This is a genomic window from Nesterenkonia aerolata, assembly GCF_031470965.1.
In the GTDB taxonomy this organism is placed as follows: domain Bacteria; phylum Actinomycetota; class Actinomycetes; order Actinomycetales; family Micrococcaceae; genus Nesterenkonia; species Nesterenkonia aerolata.
The window spans coordinates 357,600-383,669 of record NZ_JAVKGR010000001.1; the positions used below are offsets into that span (position 1 = coordinate 357,600).

Consider the following 26,070-nt stretch of genomic DNA (forward strand, 5'->3'; position numbering starts at 1 on the left):
CCCTTCGATGCTTGACAGGTTGATCGTCATGCACCGAGGGGAGAGATGGAGCAGTTCCTCGCCGTCGCCGCCGCGCACTTCCTGGCCCTGCTGATCCCCGGGGTCGACTTCTTCCTCATCGCCCGCACGGCGATGACCAGCGGATGGCGCAACGCCACCGGCGCCTGCCTGGGCATCGCCACCGCGAACGGGATCTTCATCACCGCTGCGTTCTGCGGGATCTCGCTCATCTCGCACCCGCTGCTGCTGGATGCGATCCAGCTCGCCGGCGGCGGGTTCCTGATCTTCGTCGGCCTCGCCTTCCTGAGATCACGAGCACGCATCGACCTCGGCCACGTACCGGGCACCCGGCGGAGGACCTGGTGGAGGAACTTCAGCCTGGGCATCGCCTCAGGCCTGCTGAACCCCAAGAACGCGCTGTTCTACATCAGTCTGGCCGCCGCGGTCGGAACCGCCGCCCCAGTGACGCTCGCGCTCTATGGGGCGTGGATGTTCTCGATCGTGCTGGTCTGGGATGTGTTCGTCGCCGTCGTCCTGGGTTCCCGCCGTGCGCTGACGCGCATGGGGCGCCTGCTGCCGTGGCTCACCGGGATCGCGGGCGCCTTCCTGGTCCTCTTCGGCGGCGGCATGATCGGCTCCCTGGTCATGGACCATCTCGGGTAGCAGCACCTATCCGGAGAGTGGCCCGTGCGGCACCGGAGGCACAACGTCGCTGAGGACCCGGTTCCAGTTCTCCGGCGCGTGCTCGCACACTGCCAGGCAACAGGATGATCACAGTCTGGGGACACCGGTCGATCTGGACGATTCCGGGGCGTACGGCTCTATACACTGATCCACCGGGGACGGCAAGCAGACCAGGGGAAGTGAGACCGCCGGTGCAGCAGACGGGGCGTACGGAGCGGTTCGGCGGCAGGCCGACGCACATCACACGCGGATACGTGCTTCCCGGACTCGACGGACTGCGCGCCCTGGCCGTCGCATTGGTCCTGATCTATCACCTGCTGCCCGCATGGATGCCCACCGGGATGATCGGTGTGGACGTGTTCTTCGTCATCTCCGGCTTCCTCATCACCTCCCTGCTGCTGAAGGAGGGCCAGAACAACGGATACCTGAGTCTGCCCCGATTCTGGGTGCGCCGGATCCGACGGCTTCTGCCGGCGATCCTGCTGCTGGTGCTGGTCACCGTGCCGGCGGCGCTGGCCGTCGGTGGAGACGCACTGGCCGGGATGGACCGGCAGGTCTTCGGCGCGCTGAGCTTCACCTCGAACTGGACGAACATCGCCGCGGGCAACGAGTACTTCACCCAGAGCAGTCCGGAGCTGTTCACGCACCTGTGGTCGCTGGCGGTGGAAGAGCAGTTCTACCTGCTGTGGCCGGTGATGGTCGCAGTGATGCTGACCCTGCTGCCCGGCGTCCGCCGCACCCGCTGGGTCACCCTGGGCCTGGCCGCGGCGTCGGTGATCGCCATGCTGGTGCTGATCCTGACCGGTTCCTCCGCCTCACGGGTGTACTACGGCACGGATACGCACGCCTTCGGCCTGATGGCCGGGGCGGCACTGGCTCTGGCAAGGCCCTGGGTGCTGCAAGGTCCACAACACGGCAATGCGCTGCAGCGGCGTAGCGCCCGCCGATTCAGCCGCCACGTCATGGGACCACTGGCTGCGGCGGCACTGGTGGCCTTGGCGCTCTCTGCGGCAGGTGAGCATCCGCTGTGGCTTCACCCCTGGGGTCTGGCGGCGGCGAGCCTGCTGACCCTCGTGGCGCTCATCGCGGTGATCGATGATGCCCGTCGCGGTTCGCGCAGTCCGTTCGTGCGCCTGCTGGAACTCTCACCGGTGGTGTGGATCGGACGGCGCTCCTACGGGATCTACCTGTGGCATTGGCCGGTGTACGTGCTCTTCGTCCACGCCGCGCCGCTGATGAATCCGCTGCTGCGTGCCGGACTGGTGCTGGTGCTCTCCGTGGTGGCGGCGGCACTGTCCCACCGATACGTCGAGGAGCCGATCCGTCGGTACGGGTTCGGGGCCTGCACGGAGATGCTGTGGCGGCGTCTGCTCGGACGCGCCGGGACCTCGCAGGCGCATTACGCCCGGGCCGCGAGCGCGGCGGTGCTGCTCGGTGCTTTGGCCACCGGCAGCGCCGTGGCGGTGGCCCCGCAGCAGACGGCCGCGGAGGACTACGTTTCTGCAGGTGAGGAGGCCCTGGAAGAGGCCGACGCGGAGCCGACTCCGGAGTCGTCTGGGGAGCCGGAGGCTGAGGATACCGGGGAGGCCGACGCCTCCCGAGAACCGGAGGATGCTGAGGAGGACTCCTCTGATGACTCAGACGGCCCCGCACCCGATGACGAGGCGACCCCGACAGACGACGGCGACATCTCCGGCGAGGCGATCACCTACATCGGCGATTCCGTCGGCGTGGCGGCCTCACCCGCCCTGTTGGAGGAGTTGGCAGGCATCGATATCCACGCGGCGACCTCACGGTTCATCGGTGACGGGGTGGATATCGCCACACAGCTCGAGCAGGAGGGGTCGCTGCGCGACGTCGTCGTCGTGTCCTTGGCGACCAATGGACCGGTCACCGAGGAGGAGCTGGAACAGCTGATCTCCGTGGCCGGTGAGCAGCGCGAGGTGTACCTGGTCAATGCGCACGGGCCGTCGGTGAACTGGGTCTCTGGGAATAACGCGCTGCTGGCCGAGACGGCTGCAGATCACGAGAATGTCCACCTAGTGGACTGGGATGCGGCGATCAGCCAACAGCCCGAGCTCCTGGCCGGCGACGGCATCCACCCGGGGCCGACCGGCGCGGAGCTCTACGTCGAAACTCTCCGCACCGCCCTCTCCCCCTGATACGCACGCTTATCCGAATTCCTTCAGAGATCCTGTCCCAATAGCCTCCGGATTACGCACTGAGTTCGGACAAACGTGCCTGGGTGAGGATGCGGGAGGCGGCGGCGTCTGCATCAGCCAGAGTGCGGGCCGTGTCCTCCACGGCTCCCCCGGATTCGGCGGCGATCGCCGTACCCCACTGCACGGAGGAGAGCTGGAGCCCCAACACGTAGACACCGTCCAAGACCTCACCGCGGGCATCGATGAGCCGGTACGGCTGCTCAGTGACGTCGAACCCCTTCCCCGCCCGAGGCGCGCCCACCGCGTCCAGGATCTCGCGCGGCCGCGCGTAGCCGTCACTGAGCAGCCCGGCCACCAATGGCGAGTCCGAGAGCTGGACCCGGTTCGCCGGCATCATCGCTTCCAGCAACCAGCGCGCATGCACCGGATCAGCGTCCACCCAGGGGGATTCAGCGGTGAATGTCCCGGATTCCCGTGCGATCTCAAAGTTCGGGTCAGGTCCGAGGAACTCGACGACGCCGGCTCTGCTCAGCGCCGCGAGCTCCTCGATCCGCTGGACCGGCGGCCCGCTGGCCAGGCCCTCGACGAGCGCCTCGAACCACCCCTCGACGTCGCTGACCAAGCTCGCATCCGAGATCACATGCTCGCTGATCAGGGATTTCAGCTTCAGCCGACCGGCGTGCAACGCGCCCACGGCCATCTTCACCGGGCTGGCCGCACCCGCCACGGAGGAATGGGCGTCGTCCTCAAGATAGGCCTGCAGCTGCTGCTGATACTGGGCGGAAGAATCGAAGATCGTGTCCGCGAAGGGCCGAGCCATCGCACGGACATCGAACCATAACGCATCGGGGGCGTGGTGGCTGAGCATCCGCCGCCCCTGAGCGTTGAGGACCTGCTCCCCGCCGCGAGAGGTGCGCAGCAGAGCATCGAACTCGACGAGGAAATCCTCCGCATCAGTCTGGAACAGCTCCGGCGAGACCCGCGCGAGAGTGCGGTAGTAGGTGCGCAGGACGTCGCGCTGCAGCAGCGGCCACAGATGCGCGGCGAACTCCACCGTCTCATGCCGGGCGACGACGTCGGCGACCGCCTCATCGGTGAAGTGCACCAACTCGACGCCGTCGGGCACGAACCCTCGCGCCACCGACTTCGCCCGGTACGGGGTGCCGCGGCGGGCACCAGCGATCAGATGCGGCTCCCGGCCGGAGGGGGTGTACGTCATCCGTCGGCCTGCCGGTGCCCCGGGGTCATGGGTGAAGACTCCCCCGCGTCCGGCGGTAAACCCGATCATCAGATCGAAGAAGTTCAGCCCCATCCCGCGGATCAGCACAGGCTCTCCGGCGGGGATCACGTCGAGATCGACATCAGTGGGCACGCTTGGCGGGACATAATGCAGGCCCAGTTCTTCGGCGACCACGGCGATGCGCGCAGCAGACTCGTTGAGCCGGGCGGGGACATGACCCAGGCTGAGCACGGCGGCATGGGCCGAAAGCCAGGTGCCGTCGTCCAGGGTGATCTCATAGGTACCGCGGCGCGGCCGCAGACCGGTGGCCGAAGCGCGCCGGGAATCCACTGTGACACCCTCCAACGCATCCAGCTCCTCGACGACGCCCTGGTGCAGCGCCGCGAGGTAACGGCCGTAGTCAGCGCGGGCCGGGTAGTCGTTATCATCCCCCTCTCCCCCGAGATTCTGCCCGGGGGCGGTCTCGGCGTCAGCGGCGCTGCGGCGGCCCGGAGCGGAACGGCGCCACTCGGCATAACTCATGGCGGCCGAGGAGGCAGGAAGCTGGGCACAGGTCGCCGCAGTGGGTGCCGCCGTCGGGAAGGAGGCAGGGGTGTTCATCAGGAACAGCGGCGACTGTTCCGGGTCCCACACCCGACCGGGCCCGTGAGGGGCGGGGTCGATGATGATGAGGCGAAGCGGGCGGGTACGGGCCGCATCCGCGGTGATGCGTTCGAGGTGGGACAGCAGACGCTCCAGGAATGAGGTGCCGCGGGGTCCGGCGCCGACGACGGCGATCACATGCTCCTGAGGACTCTGCATACGGCTCAGCCTACTGAAAGGGCGAGGACAGGACCGATGGCCCCAGGGGTGGACTTTGATCTGGACGACGACCTCGCGCTAGGCTTATGAGTCGCATCTGCTGGGTGTAGACCCGATGATGCGGGGAGGCGTGCCAGAGCGGCCGAATGGACTTCACTGCTAATGAAGGGTCCGGCTAACACCGGACCGGGGGTTCAAATCCCCCCGCCTCCGCATTCAGACCCCCGTCTGACCTGGGAAAACAGGTTGGCGGGGGTCTCTTGTTGTCATGAGCTCCCCCATGTGGATCAGAGGCTATGGCAATGGGCGCGTGTATGAGCTGGGCGTCTCAGCGCTGCACGGCACCAGCCGTGACCCGGGTATGAGAAATCCACGTTCCCTTTTCAGTCACGGCCGGCCCCGCTGAGCCCGGAAATCCCCTGATCCGTGACTGCAAAAGCAACCTCGATTCCCCGGACCATCGAAGCACAGGGGCGCAGGGCCCCTGCAGCACTCCCGCGCCCCTCAAACTCCCCTCACCCGTCGAACACAGTCCCCGCCTGCGGCCGGGTGTTGACATGAAGCTCAAAGACATCGGGCCGTCCGTAGTGACCAGTGACGTCAAGGTCGAAATGCCCACGGGTACGCGCCTCCTGCGAGACTTCGGCGTAGAGGATCGTCTCCTCCTCGTAGACCGGCCCCGCCAGCACTGTACCCAGCGGGTCGATGATGACGCTGCCACCGCGGATCACCCACTCCGCGTTGCCGACCTGCGGCGGGAACTCAGTGCCCTCCGGGTAGGCCGACTTCGGCAGCGCCTGGCAGGCTGAGAGGACGAAGGTACGCCCCTCCAACGCGATATGCGTCATCGTGGACTGCCATACGGCGCGGTCGTCAACTGTCGGCGTGCAGTACAGGTCGACACCCTGGGCGTACATCGCCTGGCGCAGCATCGGCATGTAGTTCTCCCAGCAGATCGCCGTGCCGACCCGACCGGCGGAGGATTCGGCAGTATCGAGCGTGGAGCCGTCGCCGAAGCCCCAGATCAGCCGCTCACTGGCGGTGGGCATGAGCTTCCGGTGATTGCCGACAACGCCCGCCTGCGGGTCGATGAGCACCGCCGTGCAGTACAACGTGTCGCCGAATCGTTCGATGATCCCGAGCACCACGAAAACCCCAGCTTCTGCCGCGGCTGCCGCCAGCGTCTCCAGTTCGGGACCGCCGAGGGTGATCGCCCCGTTAGCGTATTCACGGTATTCCTCGCGCCCCAGCGGGGTCCGCGTGCCGACCACAGTGTCGAACCTGCTCCCCTTGGGGTAGCCGCCGATGAAGGCTTCCGGGAACACGGCGACCTCGGCCCCGTGGGCCCCGGCCTCACGGATGAGCTTCTCCGCCTTGACCACAGTGGCGGGAGTATCACCGATGACGGGGTAGGTCTGGACGACGGCGACTGTACTCATGACAGCTTCTTTCTCTGGGCGGAACATGGGGCTCACCCCATCACACTCGATGAGCCGCTTTCAGGGAAGTGCTCGGCGCCTGGAGCTCTTCTGCGCTCAGGGCACCTCGATCTCGACATCATCGCCGAACCACTCGGACGTCGCCTCGTGATAGGTCCCATCATGCAGTGACATGGTCAACCACTGGTCGACGTAGTGTGCGAACACCGTGTCACCGCGGGGCAGCATGTACGCCTTCTCAAAGTAGTCGAAGGGTTCGTCCGGGTTGACCGCGCAGAGTTCCTCGTACTCGTTGGCCACCCAGAGCACCTCTGATCTGTCCGTGGTCATGACGTCGGCGTTGCCCTCGGCCAGCTCATCGAAGATGGTCAGGTTGTCGTGGGTGACCAGGTTCCCCTCCGGGTAGTGCTCCTCGGCGAAGATCTGGTTGGTCCCGCCGCTGGGCATGATCGAGGTGACCTCGGGATCGTTGATCTGGTCGATCGTGCGATAGTCGTCGACATTCTCGCACCGGGTGATCGGGGTCTTCCCGTCGGCCATCAGCGGCCTGCTGAAGAACACCTGCTGCGCCCGGTCAGCGTTGATGGAGATCCCGCCGACGGCGATGTCGCAGTCGGCGAGGTAGTCATCCATGAGGTCGTCCCAGCTGGTGCGGACCCATTCGATCTCCACACCCATCTCCTCCGCTAGGCCGCGCACCATGTCGATGTCGATCCCCTCGTACTCATCGGCCTCTTCGTCGTATTCGGTGAAGGGCGGGTAGTCGCCTGTGGTGCAGACATCGAGCACACCCTCCTCCAGGACCGCATCCAGGCGCGAGTCACCACCGGTTTCTGCGCCCTCGGCACCACCCTCCGCGCTCTCGCTGTCATGGGAACCTGCCCCTCCGCAGCCACTGACCAACAGCCCGGCGAGCGCAGTTCCGGTGAGCACAGTGACGTGGCGGCGGATCATGTGGCGCCCCTTCTCGATGGCGGATAAGTCAGGATGTGGGATACACCACACCCAAATGAATGTCAGTTTCGTCATCGATCGCAGTGCTGTCAATCCTCCGGCCATGAGACCTCTCTGGATTCGGTGCAGCCTGCGGTGACATGATGACCACGCATACCCGCCCGCCATGAGCCACCGGATACCGCGCAGGAGCCTCTATGCCCGAAGGCGATACCGTCTTCCGTCAGGCTGCTCAGCTTCATCGCGCGCTGACAGGGCACAGGCTGAAAAGCTGCGATCTGCGCGTCCCGGACTACGCCACGGTGGACCTGACCGGACACAGGATCGACGATGTCACCGCCCACGGGAAATACCTGCTCATCCATACCGGCGGGATGATCATCCGCTCCCACCTGAAGATGGACGGGGTCTGGCACCTCTACCCTCTGGCTGATGGCACACCACGATGGCGGCGCCCGGGTCACACGGCACGCTGCATCCTCTCCACTGCCGAGCATCAGGCCGTGGGCTTTGCGCTGGGGGAACTCGTCGTCTTCCCCGCGATGGAGCTGTCACAGCAACAAAGTCATCTCGGACCCGATCTCCTCGGTGCGGACTGGGATCCTCAAGAAGCGGTGCGTCGCCTGCGATCACGGCCGGAACGCCCCATCGGGCTTGCCGTTCTGGATCAGCGGTATCTCGCGGGGATCGGCAATGTCTATCGCAATGAGATCTGCTTCCTCCACGGAGTCCACCCGGCTACCCCAGTCGCAGAGGTGGTGGATCTGCCGGGCATCGTGGACACCGCGCACCGGCTCCTGCAGGTCAACCGGCTCCGCTCACGGAGGGTCACCACCGGCAGCGCGACGGCGGCGGTGCGCAGCTGGGTCTACGGCCGGGACGGCCAGCTATGCCTGCGCTGCCGCGGGCGCATCCATCGCGCAGAACTCGGCGAAGAGCAGGACCGACGCCGGGGCCGCACCGACCGCATCATCTTCTTCTGCCCGCACTGCCAACCCCAGACATGATCGAGTCCCCGATTTCCGATGCTTCTGAGGCCATTGTGGCCTCGACACGCCCCGGAAATCGGGGACTCGATGACGAACCGGGTACCTCAGGCGGCCATCTCACCGCCCCGGGACCCTGCCGAGGAACCCTGAGGCCGACGACCACCGACCTGCTCCGGAGCCTCCTGCTGGGAAGGCGCCTGCGAGACCGCCGAAAGGCACTGCTCATAGGCCGGGACGGTCAAGAACGCCGGGAACTCCTTGGCCAGGGCTGAGGCGACGAAGAGCTCACGGGCCTCATCGAACCGGTCACCGGCGCTGCGGGGCAGCTGAGAGAAGACGTCGTCGACGAGCTCCTCCACCCAGCGGCGCGTCACCCGGCGCATCGTGCCGTCGTCGCTCATCCGCGCCTGGGCTCCGGCATCGATCCACTGCCAGATCTGCGAGCGTGAGATCTCCGCCGTGGCCGCATCCTCCATGAGCCCGTGGATCGCCGCGGCACCCGAACCGCGCAGCCAGGAATCCATATACCGGATACCGACGTCGATGTTGGTCCGGATGCCGGCCTCGGTGATCTCACCCTCCGTCGCACCGACGTTGAGCAGACCTTCCGCATCAGGGACGACGTCCTGGCGGGTCCGTGTGCGGATCTGATGCGGACACCCGCCGAGGACCTCGTCGAAGGCCTCCCGGGCGATCGGCACCAGATCCGGGTGGGCGACCCAGGAGCCGTCGAAGCCGTCAGTGGCCTCGCGCAGCTTATCGGCGTGGACCTTCTCCAGTGCCGCGGTATTGGCCTGCGGGTCCCGACGGTTCGGGATCTGAGCCGCCATTCCACCGATCGCCGAGGCTCCACGCCGGTGGCAGGCCCGGACCAGCTGCTCCGTGTAGGCCCGCATCATCGGCGCGGTCATCGTGACCTGCACTCGGTCGGGCAGCACGTACTGCGCACCGCGGTCGCGGAACATCTTGATGATCGAGAAGATGTAGTCCCAACGCCCGGCGTTGAGACCGGCGGCGTGCTCGCGCAGCTCGTAGAGGATCTCCTCCATCTGGAACGCCGCGGTGATCGTCTCGATCAGCACGGTCGCCCGGATGGTGCCCCGCTCCAGGCCGAGGTAGTCCTGCGCGGCGCAGAACACCTCGTTCCACCACCGGGCCTCCCGGTAGTGCTCCAGTTTGGGCAGGTAGAAGTAGGGACCGCGTCCGCGGGCGATGAGCTCCTGGGCGTTGTGGAAGAAGTAGAGCCCGAAGTCCATCAGCGCCCCGGCGATCGGCTCACCGTCGATGAGCAGATGATCTTCCATCAGGTGCAGCCCGCGGGGCCGGACGTTGATGGTGGGGATCCGCTCCTCAGGCTCCGGGTCCAGGCGGTAGCGCTTACCGGCCTCGGTCCGGAAGTCGATCTGGCGACGGATCGCGTCACGCATGTTGATCTGCCCGCAGACCACGTTCTCCCAGGCGGGGGTCGAGGAGTCCTCGAAGTCGGCCATCCACCCCAACGCCCCGGAGTTCAGCGCGTTGACGGTCATCTTGCGGTCCACCGGACCGGTGATCTCCACCTGCCGGTAGTTCAGGCCCGGCGCCAGCGGTGCGACCTTCCAGGTGTCGTCCTCACGGATCGCCCGGGTCTCCTCCGGAAAGTCCGGGGTCCACCCTTCGGAGATGCGCGCTTTGACCTCTTCCCGGTCGGCGAGCAGCTCACGACGGCGCGGCTCGAAGGTGCGGTGCAGGTGGGCGAGGAACTCCAGTGCCTCGATGGTGAGCACCTTACGCTGGCCGCGGACCTGGTGTCCGCGCAGCGTGATGCCGTTGACGGTGACTTCGGTGTCGGCTGAATACATGATGTGCTCCTACTCAGAGGCTGTGCTTCCGGCCCGGCGGCTCACCGCCGGACCGGAAGATTCAGGTGGTTCAAGGGGGTGGGCGGCGGGCCCGCTCCTTGTGGGGCGGACCCGCCACGATGATCAGTGGAACTGTCCGGCTTCGGTGGATCCGGCCAGCGCGAGCGTGGACCCGTCGGGGTTCAGCGCGGTGGAGATCGCGTCGAAGTAGCCGGTGCCGACCTCACGCTGGTGCTTGGTGGCGGTGTAGCCGTTGGCCTCGTCGGCGAACTCCCGCTCCTGCAGCTCCACGTAGGCCGACATCTGGCGTTCCTTGTAGCCGCGTGCCAGGTCGAACATGGAGTGGTTCAGGGCGTGGAAGCCGGCCAGGGTGATGAACTGGAAGGTGTAGCCCATCGCCCCGAGCTCCCGCTGGAACTTCGCGATGGTCTCGTCGTCGAGGTTCTTCTTCCAGTTGAACGACGGCGAGCAGTTGTAGGCCAGCATCTGGTCCGGGTATTCGGCCTTGACCGCTTCGGCGAAGCGCCGGGCGAGCTCGAGGTCCGGGGTGCCGGTCTCCATCCAGATCAGGTCCGAGTAGGGGGCGTAGGCCTTGGCGCGGGCGATGCAGGGCCCGATGCCGTTGCGCACCTTGTAGAAGCCCTCTGCGGTGCGTTCGCCGGTGAGGAACTCACGGTCCCGTTCATCGACGTCGGAGGTGATCAGCGTCGCGGCCTCAGCGTCGGTGCGGGCGACGATCACCGAGGGAACATCGGCGACGTCGGCGGCCAGGCGGGCGGCGTTGAGGGTGCGCACATGCTGTCCGGTGGGGATGAGCACCTTGCCGCCGAGGTGGCCGCACTTCTTCTCAGAGGCCAGCTGGTCCTCCCAGTGCACACCGGCGGCACCGGAGGTGATCATCGACTTCATCAGCTCGTAGGCGTTCAGCGGGCCGCCGAATCCGGCTTCGGCGTCGGCGACGATCGGCACCAGCCAGTCCTCCACGGACTGCACGCCTTCGGCGCATTCGATCTGATCGGCCCGCAGCAGGGCGTTGTTGATCCGGCGGACCACCTGCGGCACTGAGTTGGCCGGGTACAGGGACTGGTCCGGGTAGGTGTGGCCGGAGAGGTTCGCGTCAGCGGCGACCTGCCAGCCGGAGAGGTAGATGGCGCGCAGCCCGGCCTTGACCTGCTGCACCGCCTGGTTACCGGTCAGCGCGCCGAGGGCGTTGGTGTACTGGCCGCTGCTGTGCTCGGAGGTCAGCTGCTCCCACAGCTTCTCGGAGCCGCGGCGGGCCAGCGTGTGCTCCTCCTGCACTCGTCCGCGCAGCTTGACCACTTCTTCGGCGGTGTAGGTGCGCTCGACGCCCTGCCACCGGGGGCTGGTGTCCCAGTCGTGGCGGATCTGCTCGGCGGAAGCGGGTGTCTGCTGCTGTCCCATGATCTGACTCCTTCGTCATCGTCGTCATCATCTGTGACGTCTTCTCATTGAGCTGGATCGTCGTCTCAGCTGCCCCGCTGTGGGGCTTGTGATGACTACTCTCTCGGTCCGCCACCGGTGCCACGAGGGGTGAACGAAGAAAAGTTCCGCGGGAGATGACAGGGACATCAGAGGTGCATTTTTTGCGTTCCTTGCCACTAGAACCTCGATAAATCCTCGTGATGGGTGAATAAAGCTCGCTTCTTGACAGTTCCGCGTGGACATCCACGTAGAGACCGTGCCATAGTCCTGCCATGGCACACCCTTCCGCCGCACCAGGGACGAACCACCGCAGCGCTGATGACACCGCCGAGCAGTGGGACGCCGTCGTCCTCGGGCGGCGCCTGCGTCACCTGCGCGCTGAACGGCACCTGACGTTGGACGCCCTGGCCGAGAAGGTCGGGACCACCGGTTCGCACCTCTCCTTGGTGGAGAACGGCCGACGCGAGCCGAAGCTGTCCCTGCTGGCCGAGTTGGCCACCGCCCTGCGCACCAGCGTCGATGCCCTGCTTTCCTCAGAGGCACCGACCCGCCGCGCCGCCCTGGAGATCGCCGTGGAGAAGGCCCAGCGCACCCCGCACTACGCCTCCCTGGGCCTGCCGAGCGTGAAGATCACCCCGCGGACCCCGACGGATGTGCTCGAGGTGATCGACGGGCTCCAGCAGGAGCTGCGGCGGCGGATGGAGGAGCAGGCCGCCACGCCGGAAGAGGCACGGCGGGCCAATGTGGAGCTGCGCGAGGAGATGAAGGCCCGGGGCAACCACTATCCGGAGCTGGAGCAGCAGGCCCAGCAGCTGCTGGCCGCCGTCGGCCATTCCGACGGTCCGCTGAGCCACCACGCCGTGGCTGATATCGCCGAGCATCTGGGATTCACCGTGCACCTGGTCTCCGGGCTGCCGCATTCGACTCGCTCTGTGACGGACCTGAAGAACCGGCGCTTCTACCTCTCCCGCGCCGGGACGCCGGGACACGAACCCCGTTCGGTGCTGCTGCAGGCCATCGGCGCCTATGTGCTGAACCAAGGTGAACCGGAGGACTACTCCGACTTCCTCCGCCAGCGGGTCTACACCAACTACTTCGCTGCCGCCCTGCTGATGCCGCAGAAGGAGACGGTGCGGTTTCTGCGCGCCGCCAAGGACCGCCGGGACCTGGCCATCGAAGATCTCCGCGACATCTTCGGGGTCTCCTATGAGTCAGCGGCCCACCGGTTCACGAATCTGGCCACCGAGCATCTGGGGATCCACTGCCACTTCCAGAAGGTCCACGAGTCCGGGATCATCCACAAGGCCTACGAGAACGACGAGGTGACGTTCCCGTCCGACCACATCGGCGCGATCGAGGGCCAGCAGGTCTGCCGGTACTGGACCTCCCGGGAAGTCTTCGGCATCAGCGACCATTTCCGGGCGTTCAACCAGTACACCGACACCCCCTCCGGCACGTTCTGGTGCACGGCCGTGGTGGAGGGACATTCCTCAGGGCTGTATTCGCTCTCGATCGGGGTGCCCTTCGACGACGCCCGCTGGTTCCGCGGCAAGGACACCACCTCACGCTCGGTCTCCCGCTGCCCGGACCCCACCTGCTGCCGGCTGCCCTCCCCCGAGCTGGAGTCCGCCTGGGGCGGCAACGCCTGGCCCGCAGCACGCGCCAATGCCCACCTGCTGGCGGCGATGCCCTCGGGCGCCTTCCCCGGGGTCAATGAGGTGGAGGTCTTCGAGTTCCTGCAGCGTCAGGCCGAGCGGGACTGAGCAAACCTGACGCTCTGCCTACCTCTACCGGCGCCCTGTTTCAGCCCCGCACCTCAGCCGCGACCGGTGAGATCAAGGGCCGCGGACACCACGGATTCGACGTCGATGCCGTGGATCCGGTGGGCCTGGGTCATCGACGAGGCCTGCCCGAACTCGGTGACACCGAGGTTCCGGGTGCGGTCTCCGCGGGCCCCGGCGAGGAACGCCAGAGTATGCGGATGCCCGTCGAGCACGGTGACCAGCGGAGCCGGGGCCTGGGCGGGGAACAGTTCATCGACGATGGCCGAACGCCGCGACTCCGCGACCCGTCCACGGTCCTGCAGCGAGCGGAACACCCGGCTCGGGCTGGTCAGACACACCACACCGGCGCTAACGCCCATCTCACGCAGGCGCTCGGCGGCACGCAGGACTTCGGGCATGATCGCACCGGCACCCACGAGGGTCACCTCATCCTGTGCCGCGGGCTGCTCACTCATCCGGTACCCACCGGCGACGACCTGCCGACGTCGGCGCTCGCGCAGCAGCGGGTCATCCGGCACACCGGCCAGCGACTGCTCGATCGGCCGGGTGGAGAGTCGGAAGTAGGCCGCCTCGCCGCCGTCGGACTCAGGCAGGTGAAGCCGCCGCATCGCCTCGAGCATCGTCCATTCCAGATCCTGGGCGAAAGCCGGCTCCCAACTGGTCAGCCCGGGCACCTCCAGAGTCGCCGACGGGGTGTTGAAGGACTGGTGCGCACCACCCTCCGGCGCCAGCGTCACCCCTGAAGGGGTACCGACGATGATGGACCGTCCACCCGCGTAGAGGCTGAACGTCCACGGCTCCAGCGCCCGGTTGATGAAGGGATCGTAGAGCACGCCGATCGGGATCAGCGGACGTCCCCAGCGTTGGCCGAGTGAGCCGAGCTCACCGGCCAGGCTGACCAGGTTAACCTCAGCGATGCCCAGCTCGATGTGACGGCCGCGGCGGCCCTCCTGCCAGCGGAGCATGCGTTCACGGTCATCGGCGAACCAGTCGTGGCGCCCGGCGATGGACCACACACCGGATTTGTTGATCCACCCGCCGAGGTTCGTCGACGTCGCCACATCCGGGCTGACCGTGGCCACGTGAGCGGCCACCTGTGGGGCGGCCCGGACCATATCGGAGAGCAGCCGCCCCAGCTGGGTCTGTGTGGAGGTCACCGCCTTCGGAGACCAGCCCAGTTCCGCGGGAACCTGCGGGACGGGCTGATCGGTGACCGGTTCACGGTGCAGCCGCTGCGCGGCGGCGGCCACCAGCTGACCGGCCGCAGAGTCAGGAGCGAACCGATGCCACGGGTCATCCAGCGTCATCCCCGACGCCTCAGCAAGATCCTGCATCTGGTCCTCGGTCAGCTGGGCCGCGTGGTTGCCCGGATGCCCCTCTGTGGCCAGTCCGCGGCCTTTGATCGTATAGGCGAAGATCACCGTGGGACGGTCCTTCGACACCTCACCGAAGGTCTCGGTGAGTCGGCCCAGATCATGACCTCCCAAGTCCCGGACGGCTTCGGCGAGGTCCGCGTCGCTGAGCGGAGCCAGCAGCTGGGCCAGAGCCTCGGCGTCCTCGCCGACGCCTGCGAGGATGCGCTCACGCACTTCACCCGGGTGAGAGCGCAGCAGACGCTGGTACTCCCCATTGGGCATCTGGTCCATGCGCCGCTCGAGGAGCTCGCCGCCGTCACGGGCGAAGAGCTCCCGCAGACGGCGCCCCCATTTGACGGTGAGCACCTGCCAATCAGCGGCACCGAACATGCCCTGCAGCCGGCGGATCTGAACATCCGGGATGACCCGGTCCAGCGACTGGCGGTTCAGGTCCACCACCCAGAGCACGTTGCCCAGGCCGCGGACCTCCGGATCGATGATCGCCTCCCAGACCGCGCCCTCGTCGAGCTCGGCATCACCGAGTAAGGAGATGAATCGCCCGGCCTCCGGGGTGGTCGCCGGGAAGCGGTCTGCCAGATGCCGGTGGGACAGCGCGGCCCACAGCGGTGCGGTGGCCCCGATCCCGACGGAGCCGGTGGAGAAGTCCACCGTATCCGGGTCCTTCGTCCGCGAGGGGTAGGGCTGCAGCCCACCGCGAGCGCGCAGCGTGGTCAGCCACTTCTCCTCGAGATCACCGAGCAGGTAGTTCAGCGCGTGCAGCACCGGCGAGGCGTGCGGCTTCACCGAGACCCGGTCCCGGCCGGTCAGCTCCGTCAGATAGAGGGCCGTCATGATCCCGACCATCGAAGCTGAGGAGGACTGGTGTCCGCCGACCTTGATGCCGTCGGGATTCTCACGGCCGCGGTTGGCGGCATCGATGATGCTGGTGGCCAGCCACAGCACCCGCTGGGCGACCTCGTCGAGCACTTCGGCGTCGGCGGTGGCCCGCAGCGGGCGCTCATTGGCGCTGGGCGGGTCCACCTGGGCGGAGGTCTCGAACTGGGCGTGCTCCTCGACGTCTCGCGTCATCTCAGGCTCCTCAGAGGGTCTTCAGCGGGTGCGTGCGGGCTCACTCGAAGATTGAGCTGTAGGCGTTCAGGGCGAGCTGGCCGCCCAGGTGCGCGTACAGCACAGTGTTCTCCTCGGTCAGCTCACCGTTGCGGATCAGCCCGTACAGTCCGGCCATGGACTTGCCTTCGTACACGGGGTCGAGGATGACTCCCTCGAGCTCACCGGTGGTGCGGATGGCCTCGATCGTGGAGTCATCCGGGATGCCGTAGGCGGGGCCCTCCCAGCCCGAGCGGATGATGACCTCGTCGTCGCGGATCTGGCGCCCGAGTCCGATCTGCTCGGCAGTGGTGTTGGCGATGCGGGTGACCTGGTCCACCGTCTTCTCCAGGGTGGCGGAGGCGTCGATGCCGATGACGCGCCGCGTCCGGCCCCCGGCGTCTTCGATCTCGGCGAAGCCGGCGATCATCCCGGCCTGGGTGGAGCCGGTGACCACGCAGACGATGATCGTGTCGAAGAACTCCCCGGTCTCGGCCTCCTGGGCGACGACCTCGTGAGCCCAGTTGGCGAATCCGACGCCGCCCAGCCGGTGCTCGGAGGCGCCGGCGGGGATCGGGTACGGCTTGCCTCCGGCTTCTTCGACCTCGGCCAGGGCCTGCTGCCAGGAGTCGCGGATGCCGATGTCGAAGCCGGCGTCGTCGAGCCGGACGTCGGCACCCATAATGCGGGAGAGTTCGATGTTGCCGACCTTGTCGTTCACCGGGTCGTCCCAGTCCACCCAGCGCTCCTGCACCAGCCGAGCCTTCAGCCCGAGGTGCGCGGCCACGGCGGCGACCTGGCGGGTGTGGTTGGACTGGTAGCCGCCGATGGAGACCAGCGTGTCTGCGCCGGATTCGAGGATGTCTGGGACGATGTAATCCATCTTGCGGGTCTTGTTCCCGCCGAAGGCGAGCCCGGAGTTGACGTCCTCGCGCTTGGCGAAGATGCGCGGGCCGCCCAGGTGCGCGGCGAGACGCGGCAGCTCGTGGATGGGGCTGGGGCCGAACGTCAGGGGGTAGCGGGGCAGATCGCGGGTGGCCATGGGGCACCTCCAGTGGGGAGCGGACGACGATTCCGTATGCAATATATTGCATGACGTATGACTTATCATGGCATAGGTCACACCGATGCGATACCCCTTCAGCCCAGGAGTCCTCCGAGATGCCGTTCCCTCCGGTGCGTGGAATCCACGCGCGGCGCCTGCTCCGCGATGAGGTCTACGACTCGATCCGCGACGCCGTCGTCGTCGGGGACCTCGCACCGGGCGAACAGCTGCGTGATGGCGAGCTGGGCGAATGGCTCGGCGTCTCCCGGACCCCGGTGCGTGAGGCCCTGCTGCGGCTGGCTCAGGCCGGGCTGGTGGAGGCGGATCCGGGGCGGACCACCAAGGTCGCCCCGATCGACCCGGAGACCTTCACCCACTGCCGGGAGATCGCCGCGGAACTCTATGCTCTGGCGGCCCGGCGGGCGGTCGTCGCCCTGACGGACGAGCAGCTGGATCAGATGGCGTGGGCGAACACACAACTCCAGGACGCCCTGAACGCCGGGGATCCGATGGCGGCGATCACCGCTGACGATGCTTTTCACAGTGTGCCGGTGACCGCGAGCGGGAATCCGCTGATCGCCACCCAGCTGGAGACGGTGACACCGTACCTGCGGCGCGGAGAGTACTTCCACTTCGGCACCTGGGCCGGTGCGCGTTCGCCTGAACAGCATGAACAGATCCTGGCGGCCCTGAGAGCCGGCGACGGCGAGCGCGCCGCGGCGCTGACCCGGGAGAACTTCGGCGGGCTGGAGCTGCCGGCCGCGTCAGAATGACTGCGGCGACTAGGCTCGGAGTATGAGCATCCGGGTCCTGGCGGTGGGGAAGAAACACGAGAAGTGGGCCGTCGACGGCATCGAGCGGTACACCGATCGGCTGCGCAAACCCTATGACCTGGAGTGGAAGCTGCTCCCCCACTCCTCGCGGGACCAGGAGGCTGCACGGGCTGAGGAGTCTGCGCGGATACTGGACATGATCAGGGCACAGGAGCATGTCATCCTGCTCGATGAACGCGGAAGGAACCTCAGCTCCCCGGAGCTGACCCGGCATCTGCAGGGGCGTTTCGACCTCGGCGCCACTGTGGCGGTGGTCATCGGCGGAGCCTACGGGGTCGATGAGCGGCTGCGTGGTCGGGCCGATCTGGTGTGGTCGCTCTCGAAACTGGTGTTTCCGCATCAGCTGGTGCGCATGATCCTCGCCGAGCAGGTCTACCGCGCCCAGGAGATCTCCGCCGGGAGGCCGTACCACCATGTCTGAGATGTCTGATCTCGCAGTCGACTCCCCCGACTCACCCAACTGCCCCGGCGTCGTCGGGATCCTCGGGGCAGGGCGGGCTGGGACGGCCTTCGCGCGTGCACTGCTCAGAGCCGGCTACGAAGTGGATATCGCCGGCACCCGGCCGCCGAAGGCGCTGCGCCATCACCTGAGGATCTACGCCCCCGGGGCTCAGGCAGTAGACGCTGACGATGTCGCGGCCCGTGCGCGTGAGCAGGAACGGGCTGTGGTGATCCTCGCGGTGCCGCAGGAGGACCTCGACGAGGTGGAGGCCGATTGGGCCGACGGCTGCGTGATGGTCGATGCCACGAACGCCTGGCACCACGAGATCCTGCCCGACTGGCTCCAGCGGGCTGTGGACACCGATCAGCCGACCTCGACGGCGATCGCCGCGCGGTTCCCCGGAGCGCGTACCGTCAAAGCCCTGAACCACATCGCCCACGCGGATTTCGACGATATCCGCCCTGAGCTGCCGCGGGATCAGCGGCGGGCCGCGGGAGCCGCCGGTGACGTCGATGCTGACCGCGGGATGGTGATGGCGATGCTGGACCGGATGGGCTTCGATCCGGTGTCGATGGGCCCGCTCGGCGCATCCCGGATCATGGAGCCCGACGGCCCTCTTTTCGACCGGCGGCTGCGGCGCGAGGATCTGCTGCGACGGCTCAGGTGAACCGACCACCGAACCTCTGCGGAACTGAGAGAGACCGTCGAGATCATATCCGACTCGTCGGGTTCCTGCGGCTGCCTGTTCAGTCGGTAGAGGTCACGCGTCAGTCGGTAGAGGTCACGCGTCAGTCGGTAGAGGTCACGCGCGGCTCCCACGAACGATCCTCGACGCTCGCAAGGCTCCACCTCATGTGGCGATCAGAACTAGCCCCAGCCAAAAGTCTCAGAAGCAGCGTAGAAGAGAAAGAAAACACCCATCGGCGGGGCGAACACTGCTGGAATGATCAAGAGTGAACCGTCAGCGAGGGGCCCCTCCGGCCCACCCCGCAGGACGGGGGTGAACTTTCGCATCCCACTGCCGAGGAAACGGCGGTGTCGGTACATGAGGACGCCTCCCACGATGAAGGCGAGTCCAACGACCCAAAAGATCCAAACCATCTCGTCCATGCCGGGACCCTACCCCAGAGTCAATTCACCGCTGCGACATCCGACGCCTCGGACGGTGTTGTTTTCTGAACAGTCCACCGAGCGGAGAACGTTCGGAGCTGCACTCGGGGGCATGACTTCGAGATTAAGGGCAGGACGGCCTCACACTCCAGATCCAGATCACACAGACCTCTCGGACATGACAACACCGGCGGCCGCTCACTGGGCCGCAGCCATCAGCTGCTCCGCTAGCGCCCGGGCGGCGCGGAGGTGGTCGACGCCGGTGTCGATCCCCCGGTGTGCGATGCCGCCCTCGAGGAGCAGGAAGAGGTGTTCACCGAGTTCGGCGGGCGCCGCGTCCGCGAGGTCAACCTCGACCAGTCGACCGACCTCCTCACGGACCTGTCGTTTGTGGTCCATCACCACCTGCAGGCCGGGATGTCCGTCCGGGAGCTCACCGGCGGCGTTGAGAAAGGGGCACCCGTGCCCGGGGTGGTCTGACGCGGCGAGGTAGGCGTCGAAGACTGCAAGGACGGCTGGGGCCGCGGCACATGCGAGCCTCTGCTGCAGCTGCGCCCACCACTGCTCATGCCGGCGCCGCAGATACGCCTCGACCAGCGCATCTTTTGACCCGAACCGGTCATAGAGCGTCCGCTTGGTCACGCCGGCCTCGGTCGCGATCACCTCCACACCCACGGCGTGGATCCCACGGACGCTGAAGAGCCGCTCGGCGGCATCAAGAGTCTTGACGGCACCCGGGGTGGGCCTCGTGGTCTGCGTCCGAAGCATGGCTCTCTCCATCGTTGACTTCACCGATCAGTATAGCTAGCGTTGAGGCGGTTCACCGATCGGTAAACTTTTCGGCGGGAGGTCAGCATGCGTCAAGCGGGAACTCTGCCCACTCGGGGAGCACTGCACCTCACGGTCTCCGGCGCCTGCCTGATCGCGGTCTGTTACGGCCTGGCGCGCTTCGCCTACGAACTATTCCTTCCCGGCATGCGGGAGGAGTTCGCCCTGAGCGCCGGCACCGCCGGAGTCATCGCGGCGTCCAGCTACGCGGCCTACTGCGGGGGGGGGGGGGATCGTAGCCTCCGCAGCGCTGACTCCACGGTTGGGGGCCCGCGCCGTCGCCGTCGCAGCAGGAGCCCTGGCCATGCTCGGCTGCACGCTGATCGCAACCGCACCCTCAGCAGCGGCTCTGGGGCTCGGCGTCGCCGTCGCCGGTTCCAGCACCGGGGTGGCGTCTCCCCCGCTGGCCCACGTCGTGGCGCTGCACATCAACCCTCTGCGACGCGATCGCGCCCAGACGGTGGTCAATGCCGGTACCGGCATCGGGGTCATGGTCTCCGGCCCGGTCGCCCTGCTGACCCAGGACCACTGGCGGATGGGATGGTTCGCCTTCGCCCTGACGTCGGCCGCCGTCGCCTTCTGGGTGTGGCACACCATTCCGGCCCGCTCCGGCCACGACGCCCCGGAGTCCGGCCACCGGAGGCGTCCCAGGCCGTCGGAGCTCGTCCCCAGGGGGTCACTCGCCCTCATCGCAGCGGCCGTGCTGATGGGCGCGGCGAGCGCGGCCGGATGGACCTTCGGACAGGACTTCCTCCAAGACGAGGGTGGACACGGCCGCACACTGACGACCGTGGCCTGGATCTTTCTGGGTGCAAGCGGTCTCTTCGGTGCCGTCAGCGGTGACCTGATCCGTCGCCTGTCGCTGCTCACCGCGTGGTCCTCGCTGATGCTCGTCTTCTCAGCCACTACGGCAGTGTGGGCCCTCTGGCCGCAGAACCCTCTGGTGGCGGTGAGTGCCTCAGCCGTCTTCGGAGCCCTTTACGTCGGGCTCACGGGCTTACTGCTGGTGTGGGGCACACGGCTGTACATCGACCGACCATCGACCGGTGTCGGCATCGCGTTCCTGGCCATCGCGCTGGGACAGGCAACGGCCACCCCGATCCTCGGTGCGGTCGCAGACCTCAGCTCGATGTCCGAAGCCTTCCTCGTCAGCGCCGTCATCGCACTGATCGGAAGCCTCGTCCGCGGAGCACGAGGCACCGTGTCAGAGGTGGATGCCTAGAGTTGTCCCATGACCGATGCGCAGGATCACCCCACCGGGGCACACGTCGAGCCTGAGGCTGCCGACGACGTCCTGGAGCTCTTCACCGAGCCCACACGTGAGTGGTTCCGTGCGGCATTCGGCGCCCCGACGGCGGCTCAGGCCGGTGCATGGCGGGCGGTCTCCGAGAGGAAGAATGCCCTGGTCGTAGCGCCGACGGGTTCCGGGAAGACGCTCTCAGCGTTCCTGTGGTCGCTGGACCGACTATTCGCCGCCCCCGCTGAAGGCACCGCCGTCCTCTACATCTCTCCGCTGAAGGCGCTCGGCGTGGACATCGAGCGCAACCTGCGCAGCCCGCTGGTCGGGATCGGCCATACTGCTCGGCGCCTGGGGCAGGAGCCGAGCGAGATCAGCGTCGGGGTCCGTTCCGGGGACACCACGGCCAAGGCGCGCCGGGATCTGGTGCGCAACCCGCCGAACGTGCTGATCACCACCCCGGAATCGCTGTATCTGATGCTGACCTCCCAGGCGCGCAGCACACTGACCGGGATCTCCACTGTGATCGTCGACGAGGTCCACGCCCTGGCAGGCACCAAACGCGGCGCCCATCTGGCGCTGTCCCTGGAACGTCTCGATGCGCTCTTGGAGGCCCCCGCCCAGAGGATCGGCCTCTCCGCCACGGTGGAGCCGCGCGACGAGGTCGCCCGCTTCCTTAGCGGGCGCGCTCCGGCTGAGGTCGTCGCGCCGCCGGCGCAGAAGCAGTGGGATATCACCGTCTCGGTACCGGTGCCGGATCTGGGACGTCCCGAAGGTCTCGACGAAGGTGGAACCGACGACGCCGCCCCGATGCAGCCCTCGATCTGGCCGCATGTCGAGCATCGGATCGTGGACCTGGTCGCCCAGCGGCGCTCGACCATCGTCTTCGTGAACTCCCGCCGACTGGCCGAACGGCTCACCGGGCGGCTCAACGAGATCTGGGCGGAACGGCAAGCAGTCACCGGTGGCGGTCAAGACGACGGCCAGGCCGTCAGTCAGGACGACGAGGCCTCCGCCCTGCTGGCCCGTTCCCACCACGGCTCGGTGTCGAAGGAGCAGCGCGAGGTCATCGAGGAGGATCTCAAGGCCGGACGGCTGCGCTGTGTGGTCGCCACCTCGTCGTTGGAGCTGGGTATCGACATGGGTGCGGTGGACCTCGTCGTCCAGGTCGAATCGCCCCCTGCCGTCTCGGCCGGTCTGCAGCGTGTGGGCCGGGCGGGCCACCAGGTCGGTGAGGTCTCCGTCGGGTGGTTCTTCCCCAAACATCGCGGCGATCTGGTCTCCACCGCCGTCGTCGTGGAGCGGATGCTGGACGGTCGGATCGAGGCGCTGCACGTGCCCCGTAATCCGCTGGATGTCCTGGCGCAGCAGACAGTGGCCGCCGCGGCGCTGGAACCTCTCGACGTCGAGGATTGGTTCGAGACGGTCCGGCGCAGCGCCCCCTTCTCCTCCCTGCCGCGCTCGGCCTTCGAGGCCGTGTTGGACCTGCTCGCCGGCCGTTACCCCTCCGACCGCTTCGCCGAGCTGCGTCCGCGCATCGTCTGGGACCGCGAGGCAGGGACACTGACCGGGCGTCCGGGCGCGCAGCGCCTGGCGGTCACCTCGGGCGGCACGATCCCTGACCGCGGGCTGTTCGGGGTCTACCTCGCCGGCGGTGAGGAGTCCGGTTCGGCGCGCACCGGTGGGCGCCGTGTGGGCGAGCTGGATGAGGAGATGGTCTACGAGTCGCGGGTCGGTGATGTGTTCGCCCTCGGAGCCACCAGCTGGCGGATCGAGGAGATCACCTTCGACCGTGTCCTGGTCACCCCGGCCTTCGACCAGCCCGCAGCCATGCCGTTCTGGCGGGGTGACGGGTTGGGGCGTCCGGCTGAACTGGGACGCGCGCTCGGCGAGTTCCAGCGGCAGGTACTGGCCGAAGGCGAGTCTCCTCAGAGCAGCCGTCTGGACGGGATCGGGTTGGACCAGTGGGCCCGGGAGAATCTGCGTCGATATCTCCGCGAGCAGTCCGAGGCCGTGGGCGCGCTGCCCTCGGATACGACACTCGTCGTCGAGCGCACCCGTGATGAACTCGGTGACTGGCGCATCATCCTCCATTCCCCCTATGGACTGCAGGTCCACTCGCCCTGGGCGCTGGCGGTCGGCGAACGCCTCCACGAACGCTACGGGCTGGACGGTTCAGCGATGGCTTCCGATGACGGCATCGTCCTGCGCGTGCCGATGATGGATGAGGAGCCCCCGGGAGCAGAGCTGTTCCGCTTCGAGGCCGATGAGCTGGAAGAGCTGGTCACCGCCCAGGTGAGCTCCTCACCGCTGTTCGCGGGACGGTTCCGGGAGGCCGCGGCGCGGGCGCTGCTGCTGCCGCGGACGCATCCGGGACAGCGCACACCACTGTGGCAGCAGCGGCAGCGGTCCTCTCAGCTGCTCGAGGTCGCCGCCGGGTACCCGGACTTCCCGATGATCATGGAGGCGATGCGCGAGGTCCTCCAGGACGTCTATGACATGCCCGCCCTGCTGGACCTGATGCGCCGGATCGCCGGCCGCGAGGTCCGGATGGTGGAGTCCACCACCCACACCCCCTCCCCCTTCGCCCAATCGGTGCTCTTCGGCTATATCGCCCAGTACCTGTATGAGGGCGACTCTCCGCTGGCTGAGCGGAGGGCGGCCGCCCTGTCCGTGGATCCACAGATGCTCGGTGAGCTGCTGGGGCGGGTGGAGCTGCGCGATGTGCTCGACGCCGAGATCATCGCTGAGGCCGAAGCGTATGCTCAACGTCTGCTGCCGGCTCGGCGGTTGCGCGGTGACGAGGTCAACGGTCCTGAGTCGGTGGCTGATCTGCTCCGGCTGCTGGGACCGCTCTCGGCGGCGGAGCTGGCGCGCAGGCTGCGTCCCGAGGAGGAGGCCGAGCGCCGCGAGGACGAGCGTCCTGAGCCCAGCGGCCCAGCCCCAAAATCTGAGGACTCCGTCCTGTCCGCGTGGCAGGCCCAGCGGCACGCTGAGGCTCTGGTCACCGCGCAGCGGGCCTTCCGGATCGGGGCCGGTGCGGACACCCGGTACGCGGCGATCGAGGACGCCGCCCGGTTGCGTGATGGTCTGGGCACCCCGATGCCTCCGGGGATCCCCCAGGTGTTCCTCGAGCCCGTGGAGGACCCGCTGGGGGATCTGCTCTCCCGCTATGCCCGCACCCACGGTCCGTTCCTGACCGCTGAGGCGGCGGAGGCGCTGGGGCTGAGCACCGCCGTCGTCGAGGAGGTGTTGCACCGGTTGGCCGGCGAGTCCCGGGTGGTCGCGGGCCTGTTCCGTCCGGAGCGTGCTGAGCAGCGGAGCGCCTCGGGTGCGCAGGTCGAGGAGTGGTGTGAGGTCGAGATGCTGCGGCGGATCCGTCGTCGCTCGCTGGCCGCCCTGCGTGCCGATGTGGAACCGGTCTCCCCTGCCGCCTTCGCGGCCTTCCTGCCGGTGTGGCAGTCGGCGTCCCCGCACACCCACACTGACGGCCGGGAAGGCCTGGTGGAGGCGCTGACTCAGCTCTCCGGTGTCGCCGCCCCGGCCAGTGCCTGGGAGAGCCTGATCCTTCCTGCCCGGGTGAGGGACTATCGCCCGGCACTGCTGGATGAGCTGATCACCTCCGGGGAGGTCGTGGTCGCCGGGCGCGGAGCGCTCTCCGGCCATGATGGGTGGGTGTCTTTCCATCCGCGCGAGGATGCTGAAGCCGGGCTGCTTCCGGCGCAGGACCCGCAGGCTGAGCGCTTCGTCCCGGATGCCCGCCAACAGGCGCTGTGTGAGGTGCTCGACGGTGGCGGCGCGTGGTTCGCCGAGGCCCTGCAGGCCCGGCTCGAGGCCTCCCGCAGCGAGGTGGAGGACTCCCTGTGGGAGCTGTTCTGGGCAGGGCAGGTCCACCCTGATTCGTTCGCTCCCGTGCGTCATCGGCTCGCCGGTGGTGCCACCGCGCACCGCACGCGGAGCCGTCCTGCCCGCAGCCGCCATGCAGCACGCAGAACGGCGCTGCGCCGGGCCGTGCAGGAGCGCCGCGGGGAGCAGGCCGCGCCGGGGGCTCGCTGGGCGAGGATCACACCCGATCCCCCACCGGATCCGCAGGAACCCTCGGCTGCCCAGGCTGCGCGTAGCTACGCCCGTGCGGAGATTCTGCTGGACCGGTACGGGGTGCTGACCCGAGGCTCCGTCGCCGCTGAGCAGCAGGCGGGAGGTTTCGCAGCGGTCTACCGGGTGCTCTCAGCCGCAGAGCAGGCCGGACGGGTGCGCCGCGGGTATGTGGTGGAGCGTCTCGGTGCCGCCCAGTTCGCGCTCTCCGCCACCATCGACCGGATCCGGCAGGTCTCCGAGGCGTTGGAGGATGGCCGCGGTGCCGACGTCGTCGTATTGGCCGCGACTGACCCGGCGAACGCCTACGGCGCAGCACTGGACTGGCCGGAGCTCGAGGGCGTCAGCCACCGTCCCGGGCGCAAGGCCGGAGCCGTGGTGGTGCTGCGCGGCGGAGAGCTCATCGTCTATATGGAACGCGGTGGCAGGACCATGCTGGTCTACACCGAGGACGAGGAGGTGCTCACCGAGGTGGCCCAGCCGCTGGTGGACACCTTGCGGCAGGCCCATACCGGCAGGCTCGCGGTGGAGAAGATCAGCGGGATCTCCGCCCTGAAGCATCCCTTTGGCGATGCCCTGCGCGCAGCCGGTTTCCACACCTCCCCCTCAGGACTCCGCTTCTCAGGATGACGCTGAGGGCCCGGAATAACAGGCAGCCGTCAGTCTCAGTGGGCCACCGCC

General features: G+C 67.6%; 17 protein-coding genes and 1 tRNA gene. 10 read left to right on the plus strand and 8 right to left on the minus strand.

What is annotated here, in order from left to right; all coding sequences use genetic code 11:
* Positions 1–45 precede the first annotated feature (45 nt).
* Positions 46–663, plus strand: a complete 618-nt coding sequence (locus tag RIL96_RS01635; RefSeq protein ID WP_310547248.1) for a LysE family translocator — start codon at positions 46–48, stop codon at positions 661–663.
* A 212-nt stretch (positions 664–875) separates the two neighbouring features.
* Complete coding sequence (locus RIL96_RS01640) at positions 876–2,846, plus strand: acyltransferase family protein (protein ID WP_310547249.1); 1,971 nt, start codon at positions 876–878, stop codon at positions 2,844–2,846.
* 52 nt (positions 2,847–2,898) lie between these two features.
* On the opposite strand, the gene RIL96_RS01645 is transcribed toward RIL96_RS01640, so the two are convergent.
* The gene (locus RIL96_RS01645; RefSeq protein WP_310547250.1) at positions 2,899–4,887 is read right to left on the minus strand and encodes an FAD/NAD(P)-binding protein; all 1,989 of its coding nucleotides are present in this window, start codon (positions 4,885–4,887) and stop codon (positions 2,899–2,901) included.
* Between the two features lie 124 nt (positions 4,888–5,011).
* On the opposite strand from RIL96_RS01645, the gene RIL96_RS01650 reads away from it, so the two are divergent.
* Positions 5,012–5,100 (plus strand) — tRNA-Ser (locus tag RIL96_RS01650).
* A 302-nt stretch (positions 5,101–5,402) separates the two neighbouring features.
* On the opposite strand, the gene RIL96_RS01655 is transcribed toward RIL96_RS01650, so the two are convergent.
* Both RIL96_RS01655 and RIL96_RS01660 read right to left on the minus strand, forming a co-directional pair.
* Positions 5,403–6,326, minus strand: a complete 924-nt coding sequence (locus RIL96_RS01655) for a carbon-nitrogen hydrolase family protein (RefSeq protein WP_310547251.1) — start codon at positions 6,324–6,326, stop codon at positions 5,403–5,405.
* Between the two features lie 96 nt (positions 6,327–6,422).
* Entirely contained in the window at positions 6,423–7,280 is an 858-nt protein-coding gene (locus RIL96_RS01660; protein ID WP_310547252.1) for a transporter substrate-binding domain-containing protein, read from the minus strand.
* A gap of 197 nt (positions 7,281–7,477) precedes the next feature.
* On the opposite strand from RIL96_RS01660, the gene RIL96_RS01665 reads away from it, so the two are divergent.
* On the plus strand, positions 7,478–8,287 hold the full coding sequence (locus RIL96_RS01665) for a DNA-formamidopyrimidine glycosylase family protein (protein WP_310547253.1): 810 nt from the start codon (positions 7,478–7,480) through the stop codon (positions 8,285–8,287).
* A gap of 86 nt (positions 8,288–8,373) precedes the next feature.
* Here the strand turns inward: RIL96_RS01665 and aceB are convergent, their stop codons facing one another.
* Together aceB and aceA are read right to left on the minus strand one after the other, a co-directional pair.
* On the minus strand, positions 8,374–10,110 hold the full coding sequence (gene aceB / locus RIL96_RS01670; RefSeq protein ID WP_310547254.1) for a malate synthase A: 1,737 nt from the start codon (positions 10,108–10,110) through the stop codon (positions 8,374–8,376).
* Between the two features lie 123 nt (positions 10,111–10,233).
* Positions 10,234–11,532 (minus strand): isocitrate lyase, encoded by a 1,299-nt coding sequence (gene aceA / locus RIL96_RS01675; RefSeq protein ID WP_310547255.1) that lies wholly within the window; start codon positions 11,530–11,532, stop codon positions 10,234–10,236.
* A gap of 293 nt (positions 11,533–11,825) precedes the next feature.
* On the opposite strand from aceA, the gene RIL96_RS01680 reads away from it, so the two are divergent.
* On the plus strand, positions 11,826–13,316 hold the full coding sequence (locus tag RIL96_RS01680) for a helix-turn-helix domain-containing protein (RefSeq protein ID WP_310547256.1): 1,491 nt from the start codon (positions 11,826–11,828) through the stop codon (positions 13,314–13,316).
* Positions 13,317–13,369: 53 nt separating this feature from the next.
* Here RIL96_RS01680 and RIL96_RS01685 read toward each other — a convergent pair whose 3' ends face one another.
* Both RIL96_RS01685 and RIL96_RS01690 read right to left on the minus strand, forming a co-directional pair.
* Positions 13,370–15,781: a thiamine pyrophosphate-binding protein gene (locus tag RIL96_RS01685; protein ID WP_310547257.1), complete on the minus strand. Its 2,412-nt coding sequence runs from the start codon at positions 15,779–15,781 to the stop codon at positions 13,370–13,372.
* Positions 15,782–15,821: 40 nt separating this feature from the next.
* Positions 15,822–16,841 carry a 1-aminocyclopropane-1-carboxylate deaminase gene (locus RIL96_RS01690; protein ID WP_310547258.1) on the minus strand — a complete coding sequence of 340 codons (1,020 nt, stop codon included), beginning with the start codon at positions 16,839–16,841 and terminating at the stop codon, positions 15,822–15,824.
* Positions 16,842–16,960: 119 nt separating this feature from the next.
* On the opposite strand from RIL96_RS01690, the gene RIL96_RS01695 reads away from it, so the two are divergent.
* Genes RIL96_RS01695 through RIL96_RS01705 form a run of 3 tightly spaced genes read left to right on the plus strand, consistent with a single transcriptional unit; the run spans position 16,961 to position 18,786 of the window.
* Positions 16,961–17,617, plus strand: coding sequence for a GntR family transcriptional regulator (locus RIL96_RS01695; RefSeq protein ID WP_310547259.1), 657 nt, complete (start codon positions 16,961–16,963; stop codon positions 17,615–17,617).
* Positions 17,618–17,639: 22 nt separating this feature from the next.
* A complete protein-coding gene (locus tag RIL96_RS01700) occupies positions 17,640–18,098 on the plus strand; it encodes a 23S rRNA (pseudouridine(1915)-N(3))-methyltransferase RlmH (RefSeq protein WP_310547260.1) in 459 nt (152 codons plus the stop codon).
* A gap of 1 nt (position 18,099) precedes the next feature.
* Entirely contained in the window at positions 18,100–18,786 is a 687-nt protein-coding gene (locus RIL96_RS01705; RefSeq protein WP_310547261.1) for an NADPH-dependent F420 reductase, read from the plus strand.
* Positions 18,787–19,427: 641 nt separating this feature from the next.
* Here the strand turns inward: RIL96_RS01705 and RIL96_RS01710 are convergent.
* Positions 19,428–19,997 (minus strand): TetR/AcrR family transcriptional regulator, encoded by a 570-nt coding sequence (locus RIL96_RS01710; RefSeq protein WP_310547262.1) that lies wholly within the window; start codon positions 19,995–19,997, stop codon positions 19,428–19,430.
* Between the two features lie 322 nt (positions 19,998–20,319).
* Between RIL96_RS01710 and RIL96_RS01715 the strand changes: the two genes are divergently transcribed.
* Both RIL96_RS01715 and RIL96_RS01720 read left to right on the plus strand, forming a co-directional pair.
* A complete protein-coding gene (locus RIL96_RS01715; RefSeq protein WP_310547263.1) occupies positions 20,320–21,279 on the plus strand; it encodes an MFS transporter in 960 nt (319 codons plus the stop codon).
* A gap of 9 nt (positions 21,280–21,288) precedes the next feature.
* Positions 21,289–26,019 (plus strand): Lhr family ATP-dependent helicase, encoded by a 4,731-nt coding sequence (locus RIL96_RS01720; protein WP_310547264.1) that lies wholly within the window; start codon positions 21,289–21,291, stop codon positions 26,017–26,019.
* Positions 26,020–26,070: the final 51 nt, after the last annotated feature.